This is a genomic window from Burkholderia sp. lig30, assembly GCF_000687455.2.
Classification (GTDB): domain Bacteria; phylum Pseudomonadota; class Gammaproteobacteria; order Burkholderiales; family Burkholderiaceae; genus Burkholderia.
Genome location: NZ_JGVW01000003.1, coordinates 1 through 25,162, shown reverse-complemented (window position 1 = coordinate 25,162; position 25,162 = coordinate 1). Strand labels below are relative to the sequence as shown.

Below are 25,162 nucleotides of genomic sequence, written 5' to 3'. Positions count from 1 at the left end.
GCTGCTCCGACGCGTCGGGTTATCGATTTTATTCCGGCCGCTGTTTAGCGGCTGATGGCGGTGCGGACAGAATCAAAACCGCGCGCCGGCATGGCAGCCGCCAAACGCTGCGCCGTCGGCTGCCAATATGCCGCAGCCGGAGAGCCCGCATCTGCCCAGCGACAATGATGCGACGACAAGCAGGGCGGCCTTCGCGACGGTTCGGCCTAGTATAGGGCGACTTGGATAGATATTACCTTCAAATACTTCTTCGCCAGCCGCTTGAGTCGGTAAGTAAAAATCTCTGGTCATGCGATATTTCCCGCTGGGCCAAAAAACGGATAGACAACGCATGCACACTCCATCGAAACTCCTATTTCTGCCGGGCGCATCGGGCAATACCGGGTTCTGGAAGCCGTTGGCTAGCCAACTGACGGTTCCCGCCGACAAGGTCATGGTCGGGTATCCGGGGTTTGGCGACGAGCCTGTCGCTTCGGATGTCAATGGCCTCGATGACCTCGTCCGGCAGGTTGTGTCGAAGATTGACCAACCGACTGCGCTGATCGCCCAGTCGATGGGCGGCATCATCGCTGTCCGCGCCGCGCTGGAGCGGCCTGACCTAGTGACGCATCTGGTGTTGACGGTGACGTCCGGCGGGATGGATGTCGCGGCGCTGGGCGCGCGGGATTGGCGCACGGAATTCGTCGAAGCGAATCCATCCCTTCCTCGATGGTTTGTGTCGTTCAAGTCCGATCTCACGCATGAACTGCGCAAGATTACGCAGCCGGTCCTCTTGCTATGGGGGGACGCTGATCCGATCAGTCCGGTTGCGATCGGACAACGGCTGCTCGAATTGCTGCCGGACGCGTGCATGCATGTGGTCCCGGGCGGCAATCACGATCTGGCCTATGTCCATGCGATGGAACTCGCGCCAATCGTCGACGCGCATTTGCTGCGGACCGATCGGGGCGGGCGGTGACGCGGTTCCACGTTAATCGCTCAGGGAAAATGGGCCAACGATGGTTGCCTGTGATCTGTGTGGCCAGCCTTGCAACGAAGCGGACTCGGACAGCCACAAGCACCGGCAACAGGCATTGACGCGTCGTTGGCTGACATGAGGCGAGCTTCACCTGCATAGCGAAGCTCGCCGTTCTCAACAAGCACGCTCATCCCGCCGACGCATCCGAGATAAACACCGCCAACCGCTCCCACATCTCAACGGGATTCGAATACATCGGGAAATGCCCGCTGTGCGAAATCTCCGCCAATTGCACGCCGTTTTCCCGCAGGCGCGGCAGATACGACAGCGACGCGTTCTGCTCGCCATACATGAACATCCGCGGAAACGGCAACGCGAGAAATTTCTCCATCACGCTGCCGTGGTCCGACAACTCGACCATCGACGTGAAGATGCCGCGCACGGCCTCCGCACGCACCTTGAGCGGAAGGCTCGCGGCATAGAGCGCGCACGAAAAAAACGGCGAATGCCAGGTTCGCTCGATGAAGTCCTTGAAGAAACCCTCGGCGGTCTCCGCCGGGTAATCGATCACCTGCCGGCTCAAAAAGCAGTCTTCCGGCGCCAGATTGCCTTCGATGTCGGTCAGGCTCAGCACGCGATCCGGCATTTCATGCGCCAGCATGAGCGCGGTGAGCCCGCCCATCGAATGCCCGACCAGATGAAACTGCCGAATCCCGGCACGCTCGAGGACGGCCTTTGCCGTCGCGACGAGGAACGGAATCGAGACTGCCGATAGATCGCCACATCGGGTCGCGCCGCAGCCCGGCGCATCGTAGGCGACGACAGGCCGCCCGGCAAACGCAGGATAGTGCACGATATCCGCATAGTCCTCCTTGGTCGAGCCGAAGCCGTGCAGGAACACGATCGGCGCCGATTCCCCCATCCGATGCATGACCGCGACGTCGAGTTCGACACCTTGCACGCACAACGCGATGCTTTCCTTGCACAGATCACGCTGCATCGACATGACTTTCCCCGGTGAGTGATTCGCAGAAGCGCTGGATCGCCCGGCATGCATCGACCAATGCTTCATCGTCCAGCGCATAAGCGACGCGAATATAAGGCCCCAGCCCGAACGCGCTGCCCGGCACGACCGCGACGCCGGCCTCGTCCAGCAAAGCGCCGGCGACGTCTTCATCGTCGCCGAGCCGCACGCCTGCCGGCGTCACCCGTCCGATCAACTCGCTGCACGACGCAAACGCGTAGAACGCGCCGGCCGGTCTTGCACAGGCGAGGCCCGGCGCCTGATTGATCAGCGTCACCATCAGGTCGCGCCGTTGCTCGAACACAGAGCACGCTTCGCCGATGAACTGTTGCGGACCGGTCAGCGCCGCCAGTGCCGCGTGCTGCGAGATCGAACAGGCGCCCGACGTCTGCTGGCCCTGGAGTTTCTCCATCGCGTCCAGCAACCACCGTGGCCCCGTCGCGAACCCGATGCGCCAGCCGGTCATTGCATAGGCCTTCGATACCCCGTTCATCGTCAACGTGCGCGGCATCAGGCGAGGCTCGACCTGCGCGATCGTATGAAACGGTGCACCGTCGAAGATCAGATGCTCGTAGATGTCGTCCGACAGCACGAGCACGTGCGGATGGGCCAGCAGGACATCGGCGAGCGCCGCCAGTTCGTCGCGGGTATAGACCGCGCCAGTCGGATTCGACGGCGAATTCAGGATCAGCCAGCGGGTGCGTGGCCCGATCGCATTCGCGAGCGCACCGGGCGTCAATTTGAAGCCGTTCTCCCCACCGGCGCAGCGCACGACGACCGGCTTCGCGCCGCACAACCGGACGATCTCCGGGTAGCTCACCCAGTACGGGGCGGGCACGATGACCTCGTCCCCATCGTTGAGCGTGGCCGCCAGCGCGTTGTGGATCGCCTGCTTGCCGCCGCTGCAGACGATCGTATCGTCCCAGTTCACGTCGAGGCCGTTCTCGCGCCGGAATTTCGCGGCGACGGCCTCGCGCAGCGGGCGCATGCCGGCAACCTGTGTGTAGCGAGTATGGCCCGCGCGAATCGCGTCGATCGCCGCGTCGCAGATGTGGGCGGGCGTGTCGAAGTCCGGCTCGCCGGCACTCAGCGAGATGACCGTGCCGCCCGACGCGCGACGTGCCGCGACGCGGTCCATCATACGGTAGGTGGCCGATGGCCTCGCGTCGGCCAGACGGACGTTCAGGCGTTGCATGTCGATGCTCATGCGAGCTTCCTCCATTGGGTCAGGCCCATCAGTTCCAGCGTGCTCGCGCCTTGCTCCAGTTGTCGCATCATTGCAGCTTCCTTGGCGGCGCGTGCCTCGCCCGCGGCGATCGTACGCGCCGCGTCGGCGGCCGGCACGATGATCACGCCATCGTCGTCCGCGACGACCAGGTCGCCGCTCGCGACCGGAACGCCGGTGAACGTCATCGGCTGCCCGACCGACGGCGCGCTCGCCTTCACGGTGCCGCGCACCGAGATGCCGCGCGCAAATACCGGAAAGCGGCGCGCCGCGATCGCCGCGACGTCCCGCACGCCGCCATCGATGACGAGCCCGGCCACACCGGCCGCTTCCGCGGCGACGGTGAGCACCTCGCCCCAGTACCCGGCCACGAAATTGCCCGTGCCGACCACCAGCACGCTGCCGCGCGGCACGCGCTCCATCGCGATGTGGATCGACAGGTTGTCGCCGGGCGAGCAGACGAGCGGATACGCCGGCGCGGCGACGAACGCGCCCGCCCAGACCGGGCGCACGAGCGGATCGGCCGCGCAGGGCAGGCCGGATGCCTCGTAGAGCGTGGCGCTGCCCAGTGCGCGCGCACGTGACGCGGCATCCGGCGGCAGTGCGATCGTCGACCGGATTCCGGTCATGACGCCCTCCGCTGCAACGTGTGATAGCCGAGCGCTTCGCGCGCCTGCCTCAGCGTCTTGCCTTCGGCGAGCAGTGCGCGAATGTCCGCCTCGACCGCTTCGATCTGCCGCGCTGCCTCAGCCACTTCGCGTGCCCGCTCGCGCGGAACCGCGACGACACCGTTCGCATCGGCGACGATGATGTCGCGCGCGCATACCCGTGCGGTGCCGATCGAGACCGGCGCATTCACCGCTTCGACCTGCACGCGATCCTTGCCGGTGCGCATGAAGCGTCCCTTGGTGAACAGCGGATAGCCGTCGCCGAGCGCCTTCGACACGTCGCGGCATACACCGTCGATGACCGTGCCGGCGATGTGCCGCATGCCCGCATACTGGGTCATGATGTCGCCCCACACGGTGCAGTCCGTGCGGCCGCCGTTGTCGATCACCACGACGTCGCCTTCGCCGACATCGTCGATGAAATCGCCGACGGTGCCCGGCGGGGTGCCCGCGCTCGCATACCGGACCGTGAAGGCCGGCCCGACGACGACGCCCGCATAGTTGTCCAGCGGCGCGATGCCGAGACACTGGCCCGGCAGCCCCAGCTTGTCCATCGCATCCGATACGCCGGGCGTATCGAGCCCCGCGAACAGCTCGACCAGTTCCCTGTCCTCGTGTTTCATCGGTTCGCTCCTGCGTTGATTGCGTCGAATTCCTTGTCGTGCATCACGTCCTCGACCGAGCGGCCGGCGCGAACCGCCTGCACCATGCCGTCCTGCCGCTGCGCAATGCGCTGCCCGAGATCGAGCACCGCGTCGATATGCGCGGCCGGCACGAACACGGTGCCGCAGCGGTCGGCGATCACATAGTCGTCTTCATGCACGACGATGCCCGCGACCGTGACGGGCTGCCCTGATGCGATCTGCACGATGCGATTGCGCGCGCTGATCATCGTGACGCCGCGTCCGTAGACCGGGTAGCCGATCGATTCGCTGCCTTCGATGTCGCGGCTCATGCCGTCGATCACCGAGCCGCGGATGCCGTTGAATTGGGCCGCATTCGCGAGGATGTCGCCCCAGCACGAGATGCCGTCGATACCGCCGGCGATCACGAGGATGCGATCGCGCGACCGGATGCCGGCGACGACCGGGGAAATGAGATGGGCAGTTGACGTCGTGTCCGTCTTCGGCCCGAGCTGGACAGTGCTGGCCCGGCCGACGATCTTCGGGCAGTCCCACAGCGGCCGCAGGCCGAACGTCGCGCCGGGCAGGCAGAGGAAATCCAGCGCGTCCGACACCGTGTTGGTGTCGAGCGCGGCAAGGCGGTCGAGCAGGGAGGTGTGTGGCATGGCAGTGCGGAATGTCAGTTGCGATGCCGTACTTTCGAGCCTACAGTTCGATATGTAAATTCCGAAGAATGGAAGCGTTCGATACGCTAAACCTATCAAACGATCATGATCAACTTCCGGCTCATCCGTCATCTGTGGCTGTTCCTGGCCGTCGCCGAAGAGCAGCATTTCGGGCGTGCGGCCCGCCGTCTCGACATGTCGCAGCCGCCGCTGACCGAGCAGATCCAGGCGCTCGAACAGGCGCTGAAGGTGAAGCTGTTCGAACGCTCCCGGCGCGGCGCGCAACTGACCCCGGTCGGCGCGGCGATCCTGCCGGCCGTGCGCAAGTTTGCCGACCAGCTCGAACGGCTCGAACTTTCGGTGCGCGAGGCGGTGGCGGGGCGCAGCGGGGTGCTGACGATCGGCGCGATCTCGTCGGCGATGGTGGACGTGCTGCCGCCGCTGATCGAGCGGATCAAGTCGGATTACCCGCAACTCACCGTATCGGTCACGGAGATCGACAGCGCCGAGGCGATTCCCGCGCTCGAAACGGGCGACATCGATCTGGCGTTCGCGAGGCTGGAGGGGGAATTGGGCGCGACGGTCAGGTCATTGCCGCTGGAGCAGGACCGTCTCGCGGTTGCGATGCCGAAGACGCATGCGCGTGCGGCGAGCCCGCGCATTCGCCTGGCGTCGCTGGCTGACGAGGATTTCGTGATGTTCTCGCGCCACGTCAGCCCGGTGTATTTCGATAGTCTGGTGGCGTCCTGCCGATCCAACGGGTTTTCTCCGCGGATCGTGCACGAGGTGCGTTCGGTGGCTTCGCAGGTCGCGTTCGTCGGGTGCGGCCAGGGCATCGCGCTCGTGCCCGCGTCGCTGAAGAAGCTCGCGCCGGAGAACGTCGTGTTTCGTCCGCTGAGGGAAAATCTGAGCGTCGTGACCACCGCGATGGCGTGGAGTACGGCGCGAGAGAATCCGCTGATCGAAGCCGTTGTCGCGATGGTCGGCAGCGCCGGGCCCCGGCAAAGGGCGCGCAAGTCGTTGCAGCGGTAGGGGCAGGGCTGGTTTTTGCCAGTCACATGTTCCTTGATGTGCGGCGTGATCGATATCGCGTCGCTTCCGCAACACGCGTAATGCCACGCCGCCCGCCCTCGAAGCGCGAGCGCTCGATGGACAGGACGCAAACGGCGCCGCCACCCGCGTCGTGGCCAAACCGATGTCCGACATGATCAGAACTGCGTAGACATGCCGATCGAAACGCCTGTCACCGCTCGACCGTCCGGACGCAGGTTCAACGCGGCAACGTTGGCCGGGTCTTTCTTGTAGGCGCCCGAGAATCCATTCCGGTCGAATTCCAGGTACAACTCCGTACGCTTGGACAGGTAATACTCGAGTATTGCGTAGGATGTCAGCTTTCGCCCATCCGCGCCTCTGACGTTGCCCAGGTTCCTGGCGATGTAGAGGTAAGTCGCCGTGCTGAGCCGCAGAAACGGGGTGATCTGATAACCGAGACCGACGGCCGGAATGTCGTCTCGACGTTCGGCGCCGCCGGGCGTCGCGGCCGACACCCAGAGCGCGCTGTAACTCAGGTAAAGGCGCGCGAGGCCAAGTTGCCATGCGACGCCGCTCAGCGCCGTCTGGGCCCATTGAGATGCGTTTGCGTTGTAGGCTTTCTGGTATGCGGCCCCGACCAGCAGCGTCTGATACTGATAAATGCCTCCGAGGGCGAGATTCGACCCGGCACGGGTGTTGCCGGCCACCCCGCCAAACGCATAACTCCCGCGGAGCGTCAGGCCACCGGCTTTGCCAAACAGCTTCAGCGTATTGTTGAATCGGGAATCGAGCGTAAAGAAATTGCCCACAAAAACGATCCCCGGCACGATAGCCAGACTCGTTCCTTGGGCGGCGTCGGGATCGAGCGCGACACCGACATCCTCGGCCGCACTGAGTTGACGGCCCAGGGTAACGCGCCATGAGCCGGACGCGAGTCCGACGTAGGCCGCCTGAGAAAAGAGCGCGTCTGACGGATACCAGAAATTTCCCGTGCCGGTCAAAAATCCGCTCTGAAGCGCGAAGATGGCTTTCAACCCTTGTCCCAGGTCCTCCGATCCCTTCAACCCGAAGTTGTTGCCTGAAACGATGCCATTGTCGAAGCCGATCTGATGCCCGCCTTTGATGCCGTCGACCCATCGAATGCCCCCGCCGACGGTGCCGAACAGCGTCACGCTGGATTGCGCCTCTGCGCTGCCGGCCATCGCGGCGACGATAGACGGGAGGATGACGCTTTTAATCATGAGTTTATATTTCGACATGCTGAACGCGCGTGCTTACTGACAACCTGGCGAGCCCGTCTGGCAACTCAGATACGCGCTTTCGTAGCCGACTTCGTCGCGGTCGCGGCCATAGAGCGTCAGGCGCTTGTAGCCGGCGGCGGAGACGTTGACGCTGGCGAGATTCATCGTGGCGCGGGTCTGGCTGCTCGAACCGGGCAGCGACGCATGGGCCTTCGTGCCGCACGCGCTATCCGCGCACAGCGTCAGGTCATGGGCAATGACGGCCGGATTGGATGCCCAGCTCACGCCGAGCGTCTTGCTGACCGACGTTCCGCTGTCGTAGGCCGCGAGCGCCGACTGGCTCGCCGCATCCACGTCCAGCCAGGGGACGCCCGGCAGGTCCGCCGACTTCGGCGGCACGCCGTGAATGCGCACGACGACCGATGCATATTTCGTTGTCCCGGCGGAATCCGAGTACAGGTCGACCCGCAGGTCTCGCCCATGGCGGTAGAACGCATCGATCAGCGCATCGCCGTTCGCGAGCGTGGTGGTGTTATAGCTGTCGAGCGACAGCCACTCTCCGCCGCAGCTATAGCCGGTAATCGTGAGATTCGGCTGGCCAGCGCAGCCCGAGTCGCTGAGCGTGGCGATCGGGGTGGACAGGTCCCAGTTGCCGGTCACGTCGTTATGCGCATAGACCTTCGCGGCATGCGGCGCGGTGGCGTTGCCGCCCACGGTGGTGGGCACGTCGATGGACAGGTTGCGCGAATAGGCGGGCTGCGAGCCGCCGGCCCCGACGCGCAGCGTGCGTTGCACCGCGGCGCCGGCGTTGATGCCATACGGGTTCTCCTCGCCGAGCAAGGCCCACGTCGAGCTGCCCTGGCGCAGCACGACCGCCATCTCGGCGCTTTCGACGCTCAGCGTGCCGTTGATCACGTCGAAACCGACGGTGCAGATCTTGTCCGATCCGCTGAAATCGCATGAACGCAACGCGGGATTGGCCACCTTGCCTCCCAGAAAGCCGTTGCTGGCCGCGTACGCGCAGAGATTCGTCGCGGCGTTGGCGGCGGTCAGCGGCTGATTGCCGATGTTCAGCGCGAAGCTCGGATCGAACGCGACCTGCGCGCCGATGGTCGATGCGCACCTCGTCGCCTTGCTGCTGCCGATGCCGTTGTTCAGGCCATTGAAGATCGTCGAGATGCCGGTCAGGTCGACGGCCATCCCGTTGATCAACGAACCTGCGTTGAGACTGCCGGACTGGTTGCCCTGACTGTCCACATAGGCGTTGCCGCTGCCGACCACGCCTTCGAGCTGCACGAACGCCGCGCCGTTGTTGTGTCCCGTGCTGATCTTGACCGCGTCGAGCACCTTGTCCATGCCGGTGTGGTTGGCGTTGAAAGGCGTCGTGGTGAAGTCGCTATTGGCGCTCATGCCCGCGGCGGTCAGCACCGGGCCGAGCAGGTTCTGCAGCGTCTGCATGCTGCTGGCCATCGCGGCCGCAGTCGGCGTGGCGCCGTTGAACAGCGTCGACGCATCGCCCGCGAGTGCGAGCGCGACGGTTGCGTCGGTCAACGGCGTGACATTGGCCACCCCGCCGGACTGCACGAAGGCGTAGTAGCAGGTGGACTGGCCGTTGGCCAGCCCGCATGCCTGAATGCGGTACGGCGGCGTAAGCGCGGAAACATCGAGCCCCGCGTAGCTGCCGCTATCGGTCGCTGCCGTACTGACGCTTTGGCCGTTCGCGCCGAGCACGGTCACGGTCGCGTTGAGCATTGGCGCGCCCACGGCGACGGTGCCCGACAGCTGGCTGCCCGCACCGGCGTTGCCGCTTGCTTGCGTGCTTCCGCCGCCGCCTCCGCACGCGCTCAATACGACGACACAGCAGGCGGAAAAGAGCCGCTTGATCTGCATTCCTTTTTTCATGAAATTCGAATAAAAGTCTGAAGAAAATAAATGGGGCGTTAACGCTTCGGATTGGCCACGTGCTTGGGGAAAAAGCAGCGCGTGAAAACGATCGTGAGGTCGAATGCGCGTGCCGCCGGCAACCGTTCGCGTTTACGGCAGAACACCGCCCGGCTGAAGGGTGCGGATTGCGTGCCTGCTCGTCCTGGTGCGGCTCAGGCTGCCGCATCCCGACGTCTCGACCTCGCCCGGTTGGCCGTCGGAGGACGAAAGTACTCCTGTTCAGTCATGAAGTCGGGAGTGTGAATTGTTGCGCCGTTCGCACATGGTCATTGCTGTTTTCATGCGCAAACGTTTTCCGTCAAATTATTGAACCGATTTTCTGAAATTCGTCATGCAATTGAAATATTGGATGATATGAAAACGAATGATTGTCATTAGGATTCAAATAAATAGTCTGTAGAATCGATGGCCGAAATCGTCGCAACAAAATAGGAGAAAAAAGTGGATTTCTTAAGAAGAATGAAAGTCTTCAATAAGTTGCTGATCGCGTTCCTGGCGGTGGTGGCCATGCTGGTCGGCACGGGCGGATTCGGGATCTATCAGGTAAGCCAGGTGAACGACCGGGTCCTGGACGTGAACAACAACTGGCTGCCGAGCGTGCGGCTGGCCGGTCAGATGCGCAGCGACATGCGCCAGTTTCGAGTCTCCGAAATCCAGCACATCCTGTCGACCAGCGACGCCGACATGAGCACGTACGAAAAGGAGATCAGCGACGTGCTGGCGGATTTTCAGCAAGCCGACAGTCAGTACGCGAAGCTCATTTCCGACGCGAACGAGCGTCAGGCGTACGACGACTTCAAGAAGAATTTCGACAGCTATCTGAATGTGCACACGCAGATCGCCGCGCTGTCTCGTCAGAACAAGAAGGATGAGGCGCTGCAACTTGCGCGCGGCGAGGCCCAGCAGTATCGGAAGGCGCTCGACAACGCACTCGGCCGGATCGTCGAGATCAACGTCAAGGGCGCGGACGGCGCGGGCGAGGCAGCGGCGCAGGCCTATGCGTCGTCGCGCCTGTGGCTGATGATCGTCATCGGTTTTGCCGCAGTCGTCGGCGTCGCGCTCGCGTATCTGATCGCGCGCGATCTGACGAAGCAACTGGGCGGCGAGCCGGCGGATGCAGCCAGGCTTGCCGGCGAGGTCGCCGCGGGCAACCTGGAAGCGCACGTCGCATTGCAGCCGAACGACAGGACGAGCCTGATGTACTCGCTGGTGTCGATGAAGGAGCAACTCGCGAAAATCGTGCTCGGCATCAAGTCGAGCAGCGGCTCGATCGCGGTGGCGGCCGGTGAAATCGCGCAGGGCAACACGGACCTGTCACAGCGCACCGAGGAGCAGGCCGCGTCGCTGGAGGAAACCGCAGCGAGCATGGAGGAGCTGACGGCGACGGTGCGCCAGACCGCCGACAACGCCACGCAGGCGGCCACGCTGGCCGGCAACGCGTCGGACGTGGCGGCACGCGGGGGGGACGTCGTCGGCCGCGTCGTCGAGACCATGCGGGGCATCTCGGAAAGCTCGTCGAAGGTCGCCGAGATCATCACCGTGATCGACGGCATCGCGTTCCAGACCAACATCCTGGCGCTCAATGCGGCCGTCGAGGCGGCGCGCGCCGGCGAGCAGGGGCGCGGCTTCGCGGTAGTAGCCGGCGAGGTACGGACGCTCGCGCAGCGCAGCGCGGTGGCGGCCAAGGAAATCAAGGCGCTGATCGAGGAATCGGTCGAGCGCGTCGATCTCGGTACCCGGCTGGTGGCGGATGCGGGTCATTCCATCGAGGAGATCGTCCAGTCGGTGAAACGGATGACCGACATCATGGGCGAGATCTCGTCGGCGTCGATCGAGCAACGGACAGGCATCGAGCAGGTCAACACGGCCGTCACGCAGATGGATGAAGTGACCCAGCAGAATGCCGCGCTGGTGGAAGAGGCGACCGCGGCGGCGAGGTCCATGGCGGAGCAGGCCGACGGGCTGCGCGACGCTGTCGCGATCTTCAGGGTGGGCGGCGAGCCGGCCGTTCGGGCGACGCGCGAGCCTGCCCGTCCGAAGCCGGTCAGCCCGGTCGCAAAAAAGCCGGCCGCTTCCCGCCGCGAGTCGCCTGTTCCGGCGGCGAGCCCGATGCCGGCGCCGGCACTCGCCGAGGTTGGCGACAACGACTGGGCGACGTTCTGAGTGACGTCGTCCGGGGGATCGGCCGTGTGCGAACGCTCGAGCGGCCTTAGAACGTCTCCCAGTCCGCGCTATCGGCGCCGTTCGCGGTCACGCCCGCAGCGGCGGCCGGCGCGACGTTCGGCCGCGCGGGAGCGACGGCTTTCCGGGGCGCCTGCACAGGCTTCGGCACCGGCGCCGGAGGCCGTGCAGGAAGCGCTGCCGGAAGCGCTGCAGCGGCGGCCGGTGCAGCCGTCGCGCGCGCGGTGCTCACGCCGCCATCCACGCGAAAGAACGCAACCGCCTGATTCAGTTGCCGGCCTTGCTCTTCCAGCGATTTCGACGCGGCCGTTGCCTCCTCGACCAGCGCGGCATTCTGCTGCGTGACCGCGTCCATTTGCGCGATCGCCTGATTGACCTGCTCGATGCCACGGCTTTGTTCGCTCGACGCAGCCGCGATCTCGCCCATGATGTCGGTCACGTGTGAGATCGCCTGCGTGACCTCCGACATGGTTTTCCCGGCCTCGTCCGCGAGCGCCGCGCCGTCCTGGATCTTCTGCACGGACGTGCCGATGAGTTCCTTGATTTCCTTCGCCGCGCTGGACGAACGCTGCGCGAGGCTGCGCACTTCGCTGGCCACCACCGCGAAGCCGCGGCCCTGCTCGCCGGCACGCGCCGCTTCCACCGCCGCGTTCAGCGCCAGGATGTTGGTCTGGAAAGCGATGCCTTCGATGATCCCGGTAATGTCCGCGATCTTGTTGGAGCTGGCGCTGATCTCGTCCATCGTGCCGACGACCTGGCTGACGACGTCATTGCCCCGGTGCGCGACGTGGGACGCGTTGGACGACAGCGAGCTCGCTTCCCTGGCGCTATCGGCGTTGTGCTTCACCGTCGAGGTCAGCTCTTCCATGCTGGAGGCGGTTTCCTGCAGCGACGCGGCCTGCTGCTCGGTACGCGACGAGAGATCGACGTTGCCCGACGCAATCTGGCTGGAGCTGGTCGCGATGTTCTCCGCCGCCGCGCGGACCCGGCCGATCAGGTCGACGAGGCTCGTCTGCATCTGGCCCATGGACGCGAGCACGCTGCCCGCGACTGCGTCCCTGGCGCCCGGAACGGGGCCGAGATCGCCGGCGGCCACGCGCCGCGTCGCTTCGGCGAGCGCCGCGGGCTCGGCGCCGAGCGCGCGCAGCAGGTCGCGCGTAATCACGGCGCCCGCCAGCATCGCCAGTGCGACGGCGGCCACGCAGATGGCGATCAGCAGATCGCGCTGGTGCGCAAAGTGATCGTCCGATTCCCGGATCATTTGCGCCGCGCGTTCATGGGCGAGGTCGGCGTAGGCGTTGGTCGCCTTGATCAACGCGGAAAGCAACGGCCTGCACTGGGTATCGATGGCCGCAATCGCCGCGTCGCGCTGGTTGTTCAGCGCGAGCCTGTCGATCTCGAGCGCCACCGGGCGGTATTGCGATTCGATCCGCGAAATGTCCGCGGCGAGGCTGCGCGCCTGATCGGTCATGTCGTGCGCGCCGGCCACCATCGCGTTGAATTTTTCCAGGCGGGCCTCGACTCTCGCTTCCGCGTCGCCGACCGCCGCTTTTTCGATTTCGACGTCGGCGGGCGTGGTGACGAGCACGAGGTTGCGCACCGCCATCGCGCGATCGTCGACGGCCGCCCGGATGGACGCGGCCATGTCGGCGCGGGCATTGACGCCGCTGACGTAGCTGGAGAAGCGGTCATTGGCATCGTTCAGTGCAATCAGCGACATGCCGGACACGATGAGCACAACCACGGCGAGCAAGCCGAATGCGATGGACAGCTTCGCTTTCACCGACAGAAGCCGGAAACGCATAGTTCAACTCCAGTGATAAACAGTACGCAAGAACGCGACGCAAGCGCGCGATTCGATGGGGCGGGTGTGGGCAACGCACGCGGGGTGGAGCGTGCGGGGCGAAGGACTTCGTGGGTCGGCGTTGGAGTTTACCCTTGGGTCGCCGGTCGCCGACGGGTAGGGAACCCCTGCAAAATCAATAGCAAACGTTTGTTGTTGATTTAAATTTTCTATGAAAAATTTCGAGAGATTGGTTTCATTGTTCCGGTCGGGGTGACAACGTTTGCCGGGCGTAATTGGGCTCCCGGTGCTCCCGCCCGCCCGGGCTCATGGGCGGGCGGCGTGAATCACCACCGTGTCACGAGATCCAGCGCGGCGCCGATGTCCGCGTTTCGTCCTGTCTGCCGAAGCGTGTCGATCAGGTTGGGATCGTCCATCGGTATCTTTTCGCCCAACGGCACGGTCAGCCGGACATAGTTTCTGTCGCCGAGCAGTTGCTGCGCCTGGAAATCCGCGACGCCGAGCACGCCGTCGGTCAGCAAATCGACCAGATGCGATGCCCATTGCGCCAATCCCCAGCTTTCCTCCTTGTCGAAAAATGTCGCGGTGAAACCGGTGCCGAGCGACAGCATGCGGATGGAGGCTGCCGGAATGGGCCTGGCCAACCGTTCATCCAGTGCCTGGGCAAGCGCGCACATCGCGGGATTGTTGGCGAACACGCCCCCGTCGACATAGTTCTCATAAGAGGCAAAGTAGGTCGGCGCGGCCGACGTGCGCATTGCCACCTTGTAGCCCAGTTCAGCACCGTCGTTGCTCTCGTCGGCAACCGGAATGTTGTGGAAGATCTTGGCCTTCCAGTTGCGTGTCGGCCGATCGACGTCGGCGGCATCCTTCAGGTCGAATGCCGTGATGCAGACGTGGCCCTTGGTGTCGTTGTCTCTCAGGTAATCCCTCAGGCACGTATCGCCCAGCGCTGTGTGGAAGACTTGCTCCCGATTCGCGCTGTCGTATTTCGGGCCGAGCAGGTTTCCGGCATGTCCGAGCTCCTGCCACAGATTGCGCTCGAAAATCTCCCGCCCGCGTGTCGTATACATGTCGAACAGGGCCTTCGGCGACATGCCCTTGGCGAGGCCGAGCGCGATCAGGCCGCCTGTCGAGGTGCCGGCGAACATGTTGATGTTCTTGCGCCAGTCGGGCTTTTCCTCGTCGAGCCTTTCGAGAATGGCGAGCGGAATCAGGCCGCGCAATCCGCCACCGTCAATCGACAGAATGCGGTAAGGCGGCGCGGCGAGTGCCGGCGCCCCGGTGATCGCGGCAAATGCGCCGCTGCGCGTTCGGGTGCGCTGCACCCCATTGTTGTTTCCTGACATACACGCCTCCAGTATTATCGGACGACCGTTCGACCAATAACGCGGCGCCATTGTGCGTGGTCGATTCGCCATGTCATTCATCTTTCACGCATAGCCGATATTCGATGCGTGCCGCGACACTCCATTCAAGGCGACGATATCCGGGAAGTCAAATCCGCCCGGATCGAACCGGCAGGGCGGGCATAAATGCCGCCATGACACTGTCAGATTCAACAGGATCGGATTGTCCGGCGCGCCAGTCGTGGCCGCGGTTCTGTCCGCCGGTCGGCACGTCCATCGAAAGCCGTGCCGCTTCGGCCGGCCTTCACGGCCATTGCGCAGGCCCTTGCCGGGTGGCTGCTGCGTTCCCGGGTTCGCCTCCGGTTCCGGCAATACCCGCGTTTACATATTTACATTTTCAATGCATCTTTAATCAATGTAGATCACGATTCCGAAAATGGGCTGCCGGCGAGATGGGGGATTTTTTTGAATCTCATTTGTCATACAAAAGGGTCGAAACGATAATGGGCGGGGGCCTACAGCAGAAAGAATTTTAAAATTCATTAAGCATGGTCGTGAAATTTTTAATCTTGAATTTCGACCTGAAACCACCTTTAATACCTACCCGGGGGAAGCGGAATTCTACGTGGCATCAAAGGAGCGCACCGATTGACTGGGTGAAATCTGCCGTTCCCAATCACGCATTCCCGGCGCCGTGGTCGTTATGCCGTCGGCGAATCATGCACGTTTGAGGGGCACGATACCCAAATGACGACTCAAGGGGCCAACGACCGTTCGTCGCGACGGACGAGCGACATCACGCATGTGAAGCCTGGCGCGCTCGACGAACTCTATACCAGCGTGCCGGCGATGATGCATTCGATCGACGCGAACGGTCGCCTGATCCACGTGAGCGACATGTGGCTGGCCACGCTGGGTTTCGCAAGAGGCGAAGTCATCGGCCGCCTCTCGTCGGATTTCCTCACGGAGTCGTCCCGCAAGCATGCGCGCGAAGTCGTGCTTCCGGACTTCTTCCGGACCGGGCGATGCGACGACGTCGAATACCAGATGATCTGCCGTGACGGGAATGTAATCGACGTCCTGCTTTCCGGGAAGCTGTTGCGGGACGAATCGGGTAACCCGTTCCGCTCCATCGCGGTGATCCGGGACATCACGGACAAGAAGCGGCTCGATCGCGCGCTGGCGCAAAGCGAGCTGCGTTACCGGGCGCTGTTTCAACACGTCCAGGCCGGATTCGCGCTGCTCCAGCTCGATGCGGCGCGCAGCAACGCGCCGGCATTGATTTTCGTGGCGGTGAATCCCGAATTCTGCGGCCTGTGCGGCTTGCCGGAATTCCGGCTTGTCGACAAGCCGGTCGGCGGCGTGCTGTCCGTCCTGCTGCACGAGGCATCGGCGTGCGAGACGGTCCTGTGCGAAGTCGCGCGCACCGGCGCGCGCAAGGAGATGCGCGATTTGCGCGGGCCGCGCGCACGCTGGTTCGACATCGTCAGCTACTCCCCGGGCGCGGGGCAGTGCGCGATCCTCGTTCAGGAGACGACGCATCGCAAGTGGATGCAGGAGACGCTGTCGCGCCAGCATGAGCAGATTCGCGTGACCCTGCACTCGATCGGCGATGCCGTCATCGCGACGGACACGACGGGGCGCGTGCAATACCTGAATCCGATGGCCGAGCACCTGACGGGCTGGCAGTCGGACGCGGCCGGGAACCAGGAGATCGAAAGCGTTTTTCATATTTTCGACGAGCGAACCGGGATTCAGGCACCGAACCCGATCGCCCGATGCCTCGCCGAAGATCGCGCGACGCAGCTCGACGACGGGATGGTGCTGGTGGCGAAGGATGGCAGGCACTTCTCCATCGAGGATTCCGCCGCGCCGATCAAGGACGCGGACGGCGTGACGTCGGGCGTCGTGCTGGTGTTTCGCGACGTGACCGAACAGCGGCGCATTTCGAAGGAAATCGCCTACCGTGCGACGCACGATGCGTTGACCGGTCTGCTGAACCGCGCCGAATTCGAGGCCCGTCTCCAGCAAGCGCTGGAAGGCGTTCGAGGCTCCCCGAATCGGGGCGCGGTTTTCTATCTCGATCTCGACCAGTTCAAGCTGGTCAACGATACGTGTGGCCATGCGGCCGGCGACGCGCTGCTCAAGCGCGTGGCGTCGCATCTCGGCGAGAGCCTCGACATGCCGCATACCCTTGCCCGGCTCGGCGGCGACGAATTCGGCATCATCCTGCCCGACTGCCCGGTCTCCAGGGTGGAAGAAGTCGCGACCGGTCTGTGCCGGCGGCTGGACGCGATGCGCTTCGAATACAAGGGCTGCCACTTCTGTGTCGGCGTGAGCATCGGCGCCGCGCTGCTCGACGGCAAGCTGGCGTCGGTGGATGCGATCATGCAATGCGTGGACAGCGCGTGCTATGCCGCCAAGGATGCCGGACGCAACCGCGTCCATGTGTGGTCGGAGACGGACCAGGCGATGCTCGCCAGAAAGGACGAGATGGAATGGGTTCGCCGGCTGAGGCAGGCCATCGACGAGAACCGCTTCGTGCTGTACGCGCAGGAAATATTCTCATTGCAGGCGCCCGCCGCCGCGAAGCGGTTCGAGGTGCTGTTGAGGCTGCCCGGCGAGCAAGGCAGCCTGATTCCTCCGGGCGCGTTCCTGCCCGCCGCGGAGCGCTTCAACATCGCCAGCCGCATCGACCGATGGGTGGTCAATCAGGTCTTCCGATGGATGGCGAACTATTCCGGTCAGCTCGACCACATCGAATACATTTCGGTGAACCTGTCCGGGCAGTCAATCGGGGACATGGAATTCCTCGAATTCCTGAAGAATCTGCTGGGCCGCTTTCCGGTCAACGGATCCAAGCTTTGCATCGAAGTGACCGAAACGGCGGCGATCACGAACCTCGACGCCGCCGCTGTGTTCGTCAACGCGCTGAAAAAATACGGCGTGCGTTTTGCGCTCGACGATTTCGGCAGCGGGGCATCGTCGTTCGGCTATCTGAAGGCGCTGCCGGTCAACTACCTGAAGATAGACGGGCAGTTCGTCAGGCACCTCGACCAGGACGCGCTCGACAGGACGGTGGTCAAGTGCATCCAGGAAGTGGCGAATGTGCTCGGCAAGGAGACCATCGCCGAATTCGTCGAAACCGCGGAGGTCTCGGCGATCCTGACGGAAATGGGCGTCGGCAGCGCGCAAGGCTTTTTCCTGCACCGCCCGCAGCCGATCGCCATCGTGCTGACGAGCCGCTCGCCATCGGCAATCGCGCTGCCCGCCCGAAAGCCCGACATCTTGCTCGGGCGGGAAAAGTCCGGCCCGGTCACGCCGATCGTCGGCACGGGCCGCAGACGCTGACGCGCGTCGATGGGCCGGCTGCCGGGGAGGGCGGCCGCGCTGGACGCTAACGCAGCGGCTGGCGCGACCGGGTGGCGGCCATGCGAGGCCACGCACCGAAGTCAGTCGCGCGCCAGAGTCAGTCGCGCGGCGCGTCCTGCGGCGTGCCGGCCGCACCGGGATCCGCCGCGATCGCCACGCGGTTCTTGCCTTCCCGCTTGGCCTGGTAGAGCGCGAGATCCGCCGTTTCGATCAGCAGTGTCATCGCGGCGTCGGGCCTGGGCACGAGGCACGCGCCGCCGATGCTGATGGTCACGTGCCGGCCGCTCGGCGACTGCTCGTGCGGCATCTGCAGCGCTTCGACCTCGCGGCGGATCTTCTCGGCCAGCAAGCGCAGGCCGCCGCGCGACGTGCCGGGCAGCACGACCGCGAACTCCTCGCCGCCGAAGCGTGCCGCCAGGTCGCTTGCCCGCGTGAGGCAGCCCTCGATGGCCGACGCGATCTGCTTGAGCACCTTGTCCCCGGCGACGTGGCCGTACGTGTCGTTGTACAGCTTGAAGTTGTCGACGTCGATCATCAGCAGCGACAGGTCGGCCTTGTCGCGCGCGCTGCGGCGCCACTCGGCCGCCAGGTATTCGTCGAGATAGCGGCGATTCGACAGCCCCGTGAGACCGTCGGAATGCGTCAGGCGCTGAAGCTCGAGGTTGGCCGCGAGCAGTTGCTGCTGCGACTGTCGCAGCGCGCGATACGCCTCGTCGCGTTGCAGCAGGTTGACGTAGGAGCGCGAGTGATAGCGGATGCGCGCGACCAGTTCGATCCGGTCGGGCAGTTTCACGAGGTAGTCGTTCGCGCCCGCGGCGAACGCGGCGCTCTTGATCGCCGGATCTTCCTTTGTCGACAGCACGATGATCGGCACGTCGCGCATCGCCGGGTTGGCGCGGTAGGCCTTCACGAGCGTCAGCCCGTCGGTGCCGGGCATCACCAGATCCTGAAGGATCACGGTCGGCCGGGTCTCGAGCGCGGCCGCGAGCGCGTGATCGGAGCTGGCGCAGTAATGGAAGTCGATGCCTTCCTCGTTCGCGAGCGCCCGCCGCACCGCTTCGGCCACGATCGCCTGGTCGTCGACCAGCATGACCATGATCGGCACGTCGTCTGCCAGCGGCGTCTGAAGCGCGGCGCGCGCGGCTTCGAGCGCGGCGTCAGCGCGCTCCGTCAGCGAGGCGCCGCCGGTGCCTTCGGGGTCGATGCGGTGAATCATTGTCATGTCGATACCTGTCGCCGTCATACTTGTCATCCATTCAATTCCCGACGAGCGCCGTCAGCTCGCCGGCGATCCTGCCGAGCGGCAGGATCGAGCGGGCGGCGCCCAGCGCTGCCGCGGCTTTCGGCATGCCGTAGACCGCGCTCGTTGCTTGATCCTGGGCAATCGTGTGAAAGCCCCGCGTGCGCATCGCCTTCAACCCGATCGCGCCGTCCCGGCCCATGCCCGTGAGCAGCACGCCGATCGCCTCGCCCGGCCAGCATTCGACGACGCTGTTGAAAAACACGTCGACCGACGGGCGATAAGGCGTGTCGGCGGGTTCGCGGACATAGTCGAGCGTGCCGTCGCGCATCAGCCGCAGGTGGTCGTTGGTCGCGGCGAGCAGCGCGACGCCCGGCGCCGGCCGGTCGCCCGGCAGCGCGACGCGCACCGTGAGCTGCGTCTGGCCGTCGAGCCATTGCGCCATGCCCTCCGCAAATGCCTTGTCGACGTGCTGGATCATCACGATCGGCGCGGCAAAGGTCTCGGGCAGCTGGCCGAGCACCGACGCGAGCGCGAGCGGGCCGCCCGCCGATGCGCCGATCGCGACCAGCGGCGCGTCGCCGTCGCGCGCCGCCATGCCGGCGCGCGAGCGGTCGGCGCCCGGCTTGTCCAGCAGGCGGCCGATCTGGTCGATCTTCGCGAGCAGCGGCTGCGCGGCGTCGCCGAACCCGCCGTCGGCGAGGGTGGGGGTGTCGACGGCGTCGAGCGCGCCCGCGCCCATCGCTTCGTACACGCGCCACGTATTCGCGCCGACGCTGCTGGTGACGACCAGGATCGCGCACGGCTTGTCCGACGACATGATCCGGCGCGTCGCCTCGACACCGTCGCATTTCGGCATGATCAGGTCCATCAGCACGATGTCCGGCGGCTGCGCCGCGCAAAAATCGGCGGCCTGGGCACCGTCGGTCGCGACCCACAGCACGCGATGCTCGGGCCGCAGCGCGATCGCGCGGCGCATGGCTTCGACCGCCAGCGGCATGTCGTTTGCGATGCCGATGTTCATGTGTGGGCTTCTCCTATCAGGTCGCGCACGGCGTCGAGCAGCGCTTCGTCATGGAAACTGCTTTTCGCGAGGTAGTAGTCGGCGCCTGCGTCGAGCCCGCGCCGGCGGTCCTCCTCGCGATCCTTGTACGACACGATCATGACCGGCAGCGTGTTGAGAAGCTTGTCGCGCTTGATCAGCGTGACCAGTTCGATGCCGTCCATGCGCGGCATGTCGACGTCGGTCACGACCAGATCGAAGTTCGCGCCGCGCAGCGCGTTCAATGCGTCCATGCCGTCGATCGCGATGGTCACGTCGTAACCGCGTTTTTCGAGCAGCTTGCGCTCGAGTTCTCTTACGGTCAACGAATCGTCGACGACGAGCACCTGCTTGCTCCGCCGTGCGGCGGCGCTGCCCGCCTGCTGCACGCGCGCGAGCTGTCCGCCGCGCACGGCCTTGTCCACCGAGCGCAGCAGGTCGTCGACATCGAGGATCAGCACGGCGTCGCCGTTTTCCATCAACGCGGCCGCCGCGACGTCCTTGACCTTCCCGAGCCGGCGATCGAGCGGCTGGACGACCAGCATGCGCTCGCCGAGGAAGCGGTCGACCGCCACGCCATAGGTCTCGCGCTCGTCGCCGATCACGACCACGGGCTGGTTCGCCTGCGCGGCGTCCGGCGCGCCGGTGCCGAGCAGCTGATGCGCGGTGACGAGCCCGACCGGGCGCCCGTCGAACGAAAAATGCTGCTGGCCTTCGAGCATGTCGATGTCGGCGCGCGCGAGCTCGACGGTCCGGCGCACGTGCGCGAGCGGAAACGCGTACGCTTCGCCGCCCACTTCGACCAGCAGGCTGCGGATCACCGACAGGGTCAGCGGCAGTTGCAGCACGAAACGCGTGCCGCGCCCGGGCTCGTTGACGATGCGGACGGTGCCGCGCACGGTCTTGACCATCTCGTGCACCGCGTCGAGCCCGACGCCGCGGCCGGACACGTCGGTGACCTGTTCGCGCATCGAGAAGCCGGGCAGCAGCAGGAAGTCGAGCAGTTCGTGATCGGACAGGCGTGCCACCGTGTCGTCGTCGGCCAGGCGACGCCGCACGATGGCGGCGCGCAGCGCGTCCAGGTCGATGCCCCGGCCGTCGTCGCCGACGGAGATGAACAGCTTGCCCGCGCTGTGGCGCGCCTCCAGCGTGATGGTCGCTTCGGCGGGCTTGCCGCTGGCCACGCGCGCGTCGGGCGTCTCGACGCCGTGGTCGAGCGCGTTGCGCAGCAGATGGCCGAGCGGCGCATCGAGCATGTCGAGAATGTCGCGATCCACCTGCGTCGATTCGCCGACGATCGACAGCCGCACCTGCTTGCCGAGCGAACGCGCGAAGTCGCGCACGATGCGCGGGTACGCATGCGCGGCGTCGCCGAACGGACGCATCCGGCAGCGCAGCGCCTCGTCGTACAGCTGTTGCGCGAGATTCGTGCCGCGGCGATCGAGCCGGTCGAGCTCGTCGACGCGGCCGCCGAGCATCTGCTGAACCTGGCCGAGCGTCTTGCGGACGTCGTTGATCATCTCGAGCGTGGACGGATCGAGACGCTCGGTGAGCGATGCGTACAACGCGTCGAGCGCGCGCGCGGCGTCCTGCTGCGTGCGCTTGATGCGAAGCAGGGAATTGGCGAACGGCTTGAGCCGCCGCGACTCGACCAGCGATTCGCCCAGCAGGCTCAACAGCCGGTCCAGTTGATCCGCATGGACACGCAGCATGCGTTGCGGGCCGTTCGGCGGGCCGTTCGGCGTGTCGGCGCGCTGGCCGGGGCGGGGCGGCGGCATGGAGGGCGCTTCGCTCGAGGCCGGCGCGGCGTCGCGCTGCGGGTCGTCCGCCCGGTCGCCGGCGTCGGGCGAGGGCGTGTCGGCGTCGGGCGCGAGCACGGGCCCGCGCGGCGGCGCGACGGCCGCGTCGCCCACGGTATCCATGGCATCGACAGCATCCATCGAACCCATCGCACCCAAAGCATCCACGGCACCCAAAGCAGCCGGTTCGGACAGCCGTGCGACGAGCGCGTCGATCTCGGCGCGCGACACGGCGGCGGCCGGGTCCGGCTGTCCGATCCGCACCAGCAGATCCACGCCGCGCAGCAGCTCGTCGATATGCGAGGCCGACAGCACGATCTCGCCGCGCTGCGCGGCGACGAAGCATTCCTCCATCGCGTGCGCGAGATCGACGCCATCCTGCAGGTCGATGATGCGCGCGGCGCCTTTGAGCGAATGCGCGGCGCGCATGCACTCCTCGAGCGCGGTCGTGTCGGCGGGGCTGTGTTCCAGCGTGAGCAGCCCGCCGGCAAGCACGTGGGCCTGCGCCTGCGCTTCCTCCCGGAACAGCTCGAGCAGGGACAGGCGGCCCAGGTCGTTGTCGTGGCTCATCACAGGCTCCGGGCAAGCGATGTGAATACGTGGTCGGCGTCGAGCAGGCCGATCGTCGTGCCGCGCCACGCGAGCACGCCGCGCGTATGGACGGCGGCGGCATGCGACAGCGTGGCGGGAACCGGCAGCAGCGACGGCGCGGCGAAGCGCAGCACGCCTTCGACTTCGTCGACGGGAAACGCGCTGGCGTCGCCGTGGTGTTCGACGATCAGCATGCGCGCATGGGCGTTGCGCGACGCGTGCTTGACGGTCGCCGACCGGTCGATGTTCAGCATGCCGGCGAGCGACGCGGCGACCGTCAGCGAGCCGCGAACGTTGACGAGGCCGAGCGTCACGCCGTTGCGGCGATGCGGCAGCGGATGGATCGGCCGAAGCTCGTCGATCTGCAGGATCGACGCGGCGGGCAGCGCGAGCCACTCGTCGGCGATCCGGAACACGACGATCGATTGCGTGTCGGCCGCCTCGCCGGTGGCGTGACTCGCGTCCGATCGTGCGGCATGGCCGGGCAGCACGAAGGGCGGCGTGCCGGCCGGCTCGCCGCCGCGCGTGCGCGCTTCCGGTGCTTCCGGTGCTTCCGGTGCTTCCGGCGCGAGGCCGTCTTCCATCGCGTCCAGCGCGAGCGGCCGGTCGCGCAGCAGCGCGGCCGCCTGTTCGAAGACGGAGCAGTTCAGGCAGCGGATGCAGTCGGCGAGCCGCGTGCACGAGCCGTCGCCGAGCGTGCCGATGCGGGACCAGCAGGCGTCGATCGCCACGGCCGGGCTGGCGGAATCAGGAACGATGCGATCCACGGGATTCTCCTTGAATGTCCGCGCGGCCGGTGCCGGGCATCTGTTGCTGCGCCATCGCACGGCGCGCACGCAGCATCAGCCGCTCTGCGCCGGCCTCGTCGCCCGCCATGTCGACCAGCGCGGCCAGGTGGGTCAGCGCCTCGTAGTGCGCGGCATCGAGGTACAGCGCCTTGCGGTAAGCCTCCTTCGCGTCGCTGTCGCGGCCGCGTGCGTCCGCGATCAGGCCGAGCAGATAGAACGCGTTCGCGTCCGGTCCGTGCGTCTTCATGAATTCGCGGGCAATGTGCTCGGCTTCGTCGAGCCGGCCGCTGTCGGCCAGACGTCGGGCTTCGTCGAGCGCGACGCCGGTCTGGGGCTGCGCTGGTTCGGGGGGCGTCGCCTGCGACCGCTGCGGCGCGCCGAACGGCGCGGGCGCCGCCGGCCGTGCGGCGAGACGCGCGGTGAGCCAGGCGGGCCACGCCGCGCCGCGCGACGCGCCGCCGGACGGCGTGGTAGCCGGTATGCCAGTCGATACGGTGGCCCATGCGGTGGCCGATACGGCTGCCTGGGGCATCAGCCAGGGCGGCACGGCGGCGGGCGCGATCGCGGTGGCAGGAGCGCCCGCCGGCGTGCGCTGGAACGCGAAGGCGAGCGGGATGCGCGCCGACGTCAGCGCGTGCCGCATCATCAGGCCGGTTTCCGCCGGGCCGACGAAGATCGTGCCGCCCTCCGCCAGCCGCGCGTCGAGCAGCCGGATCGCCGCGTCCTGCGCGTCCCGATGAAAGTAGATCAGGACGTTGCGGCAGAAGATGAAGTCATAGCCTGCCTCGCACGTCGGCGGCGACTCGAAAAGGTTCGCCTGCGTGAAACGGACCGCCTGCCGGACACGCTCGTCCAGCCGCCAGCCGTCCGCGGTCTCGCTGAAGTGGCGGTCGCGGAACTCGAGCGAGTGGCCGCGAAACGAGTTGCGGCCATAGAGGCCGTGGCGCGCGCGCTCGATCGCGCGGGCGCTGATGTCGGCCGCGTCGATGACGAAGCGTGCCGGATCGATGCCCGCATCGAGCAATGTCATCGCAATCGAATAGGGCTCCTCGCCGCTCGAGCACGGCACGCTCAACACCCGCAGCACGCGCGCGGGGGCGCGCATCAGGCGCTCGGCCGCGAGCTGCGCGAGCGCGGCGAATGCCTCGCGCTCGCGAAAGAACCAGGTTTCCGGCACCACCAGCGCCTCGATCAGCGTCTGCCGTTCGTCGGGCGACGCGTTCAGCATGTGCCAGTACGCGTCGATCGCGGCGTCGTCGGGCTCTGGAGGCGGCGCGAAGGCGTCGGCGAGCGGGGCGCGCGCCGCGGGGGCGGCGTGGGCGCCGCCTTGCGTGATGCGCGCGCGTTCCAGAACGGCGCGCCTGAGCGTGTTGGCGCCGAGCGAGGCGGCGTCCATCCCGGTTTCGCGGGACAGCCAGGCTTCGAAGCGGGCGTCGTCGATCGGCATCGCGCAGGGGGTCATGGTCGAGCCGCGGCCGGATCTGCCGCGGCGGGCTGGAACAGCAGCGCCTTGACGTCGTCGTCGAGCATGTGCCGGACGTCGATCCATTGCACGAGGCCGGCCGCATCGTGCGCGACCGGCCCGAGCCAGCGTGCGTGCGGCGTCGCGACGCCGC

Annotated in this window: 18 protein-coding genes and 1 pseudogene; 4 read left to right on the top strand and 15 right to left on the bottom strand. The window is 65.9% G+C overall.

Translation table 11 applies throughout. From position 1 onward, the window contains the following. Nucleotides 1–331: 331 nt before the first annotated feature. Nucleotides 332–958 carry an alpha/beta fold hydrolase gene (locus tag LIG30_RS00220; RefSeq protein ID WP_038708600.1) on the top strand — a complete coding sequence of 209 codons (627 nt, stop codon included), beginning with the start codon at nt 332–334 and terminating at the stop codon, nt 956–958. Between the two features lie 187 nt (nt 959–1,145). Here the strand turns inward: LIG30_RS00220 and LIG30_RS00215 are convergent, their stop codons facing one another. The 5 genes from LIG30_RS00215 to LIG30_RS00195 are packed head-to-tail and all read right to left on the bottom strand — an operon-like array spanning nt 1,146 to nt 5,163. Next, a complete protein-coding gene (locus LIG30_RS00215) occupies nt 1,146–1,964 on the bottom strand; it encodes an alpha/beta fold hydrolase (RefSeq protein ID WP_038708599.1) in 819 nt (272 codons plus the stop codon). Next, nucleotides 1,948–3,189 (bottom strand): pyridoxal phosphate-dependent aminotransferase, encoded by a 1,242-nt coding sequence (locus tag LIG30_RS00210; RefSeq protein ID WP_038708597.1) that lies wholly within the window; start codon nt 3,187–3,189, stop codon nt 1,948–1,950. The genes LIG30_RS00215 and LIG30_RS00210 overlap by 17 nt, the downstream gene beginning before the upstream one ends. After that, nucleotides 3,186–3,836: an RraA family protein gene (locus LIG30_RS00205; RefSeq protein WP_038708596.1), complete on the bottom strand. Its 651-nt coding sequence runs from the start codon at nt 3,834–3,836 to the stop codon at nt 3,186–3,188. The genes LIG30_RS00210 and LIG30_RS00205 overlap by 4 nt, the downstream gene beginning before the upstream one ends. Next, entirely contained in the window at nt 3,833–4,498 is a 666-nt protein-coding gene (locus tag LIG30_RS00200; protein WP_038708594.1) for an RraA family protein, read from the bottom strand. Before LIG30_RS00200 ends, LIG30_RS00205 begins: the two co-directional genes overlap by 4 nt. Then, nucleotides 4,495–5,163, bottom strand: a complete 669-nt coding sequence (locus LIG30_RS00195) for an RraA family protein (RefSeq protein ID WP_038708592.1) — start codon at nt 5,161–5,163, stop codon at nt 4,495–4,497. The genes LIG30_RS00200 and LIG30_RS00195 overlap by 4 nt, the downstream gene beginning before the upstream one ends. A 105-nt stretch (nt 5,164–5,268) precedes the next feature. Between LIG30_RS00195 and LIG30_RS00190 the strand changes: the two genes are divergently transcribed. Continuing rightward, entirely contained in the window at nt 5,269–6,195 is a 927-nt protein-coding gene (locus LIG30_RS00190) for a LysR family transcriptional regulator (protein WP_038708591.1), read from the top strand. A gap of 176 nt (nt 6,196–6,371) precedes the next feature. Here the strand turns inward: LIG30_RS00190 and LIG30_RS00185 are convergent, their stop codons facing one another. Next, nucleotides 6,372–7,454, bottom strand: a complete 1,083-nt coding sequence (locus tag LIG30_RS00185) for a porin (protein WP_235510108.1) — start codon at nt 7,452–7,454, stop codon at nt 6,372–6,374. Between the two features lie 15 nt (nt 7,455–7,469). Further along, nucleotides 7,470–9,338, bottom strand: a complete 1,869-nt coding sequence (locus tag LIG30_RS00180; RefSeq protein ID WP_152985941.1) for a carboxypeptidase-like regulatory domain-containing protein — start codon at nt 9,336–9,338, stop codon at nt 7,470–7,472. 501 nt (nt 9,339–9,839) lie between these two features. Here LIG30_RS00180 and LIG30_RS27495 point away from each other — a divergent pair. Then, nucleotides 9,840–11,543, top strand: coding sequence for a methyl-accepting chemotaxis protein (locus LIG30_RS27495; RefSeq protein ID WP_038708587.1), 1,704 nt, complete (start codon nt 9,840–9,842; stop codon nt 11,541–11,543). A gap of 46 nt (nt 11,544–11,589) precedes the next feature. Here the strand turns inward: LIG30_RS27495 and LIG30_RS00170 are convergent, their stop codons facing one another. Then, the gene (locus LIG30_RS00170; RefSeq protein ID WP_038708586.1) at nt 11,590–13,365 is read right to left on the bottom strand and encodes a methyl-accepting chemotaxis protein; all 1,776 of its coding nucleotides are present in this window, start codon (nt 13,363–13,365) and stop codon (nt 11,590–11,592) included. A 326-nt stretch (nt 13,366–13,691) separates the two neighbouring features. Next, complete coding sequence (locus LIG30_RS00165) at nt 13,692–14,714, bottom strand: patatin-like phospholipase family protein (RefSeq protein WP_083493826.1); 1,023 nt, start codon at nt 14,712–14,714, stop codon at nt 13,692–13,694. Nucleotides 14,715–15,461: 747 nt separating this feature from the next. Here LIG30_RS00165 and LIG30_RS00160 point away from each other — a divergent pair. After that, nucleotides 15,462–18,065, top strand: a complete 2,604-nt coding sequence (locus LIG30_RS00160; RefSeq protein WP_051994802.1) for an EAL domain-containing protein — start codon at nt 15,462–15,464, stop codon at nt 18,063–18,065. Nucleotides 18,066–18,183: 118 nt separating this feature from the next. On the opposite strand, the gene LIG30_RS00155 is transcribed toward LIG30_RS00160, so the two are convergent. The 6 genes and pseudogenes from LIG30_RS00155 to LIG30_RS00130 form a co-directional block, all read right to left on the bottom strand. Continuing rightward, nucleotides 18,184–19,302, bottom strand: a complete 1,119-nt coding sequence (locus LIG30_RS00155) for a diguanylate cyclase domain-containing protein (RefSeq protein ID WP_200929616.1) — start codon at nt 19,300–19,302, stop codon at nt 18,184–18,186. 40 nt (nt 19,303–19,342) lie between these two features. After that, the gene (locus LIG30_RS00150; RefSeq protein WP_038708584.1) at nt 19,343–20,350 is read right to left on the bottom strand and encodes a chemotaxis response regulator protein-glutamate methylesterase; all 1,008 of its coding nucleotides are present in this window, start codon (nt 20,348–20,350) and stop codon (nt 19,343–19,345) included. Next, nucleotides 20,347–22,737: a hybrid sensor histidine kinase/response regulator gene (locus tag LIG30_RS00145; protein ID WP_038708582.1), complete on the bottom strand. Its 2,391-nt coding sequence runs from the start codon at nt 22,735–22,737 to the stop codon at nt 20,347–20,349. The genes LIG30_RS00150 and LIG30_RS00145 overlap by 4 nt, the downstream gene beginning before the upstream one ends. Then, complete coding sequence (locus tag LIG30_RS00140; RefSeq protein WP_038708580.1) at nt 22,737–23,525, bottom strand: chemotaxis protein CheW; 789 nt, start codon at nt 23,523–23,525, stop codon at nt 22,737–22,739. Before LIG30_RS00140 ends, LIG30_RS00145 begins: the two co-directional genes overlap by 1 nt. Further along, a complete protein-coding gene (locus tag LIG30_RS00135) occupies nt 23,506–25,008 on the bottom strand; it encodes a CheR family methyltransferase (protein WP_442856832.1) in 1,503 nt (500 codons plus the stop codon). Before LIG30_RS00135 ends, LIG30_RS00140 begins: the two co-directional genes overlap by 20 nt. Continuing rightward, nucleotides 25,005–25,162 (bottom strand): annotated as a pseudogene (locus tag LIG30_RS00130) (chemotaxis protein CheW); the annotation flags it as partial. The pseudogene LIG30_RS00130 and the gene LIG30_RS00135, both read right to left, overlap by 4 nt.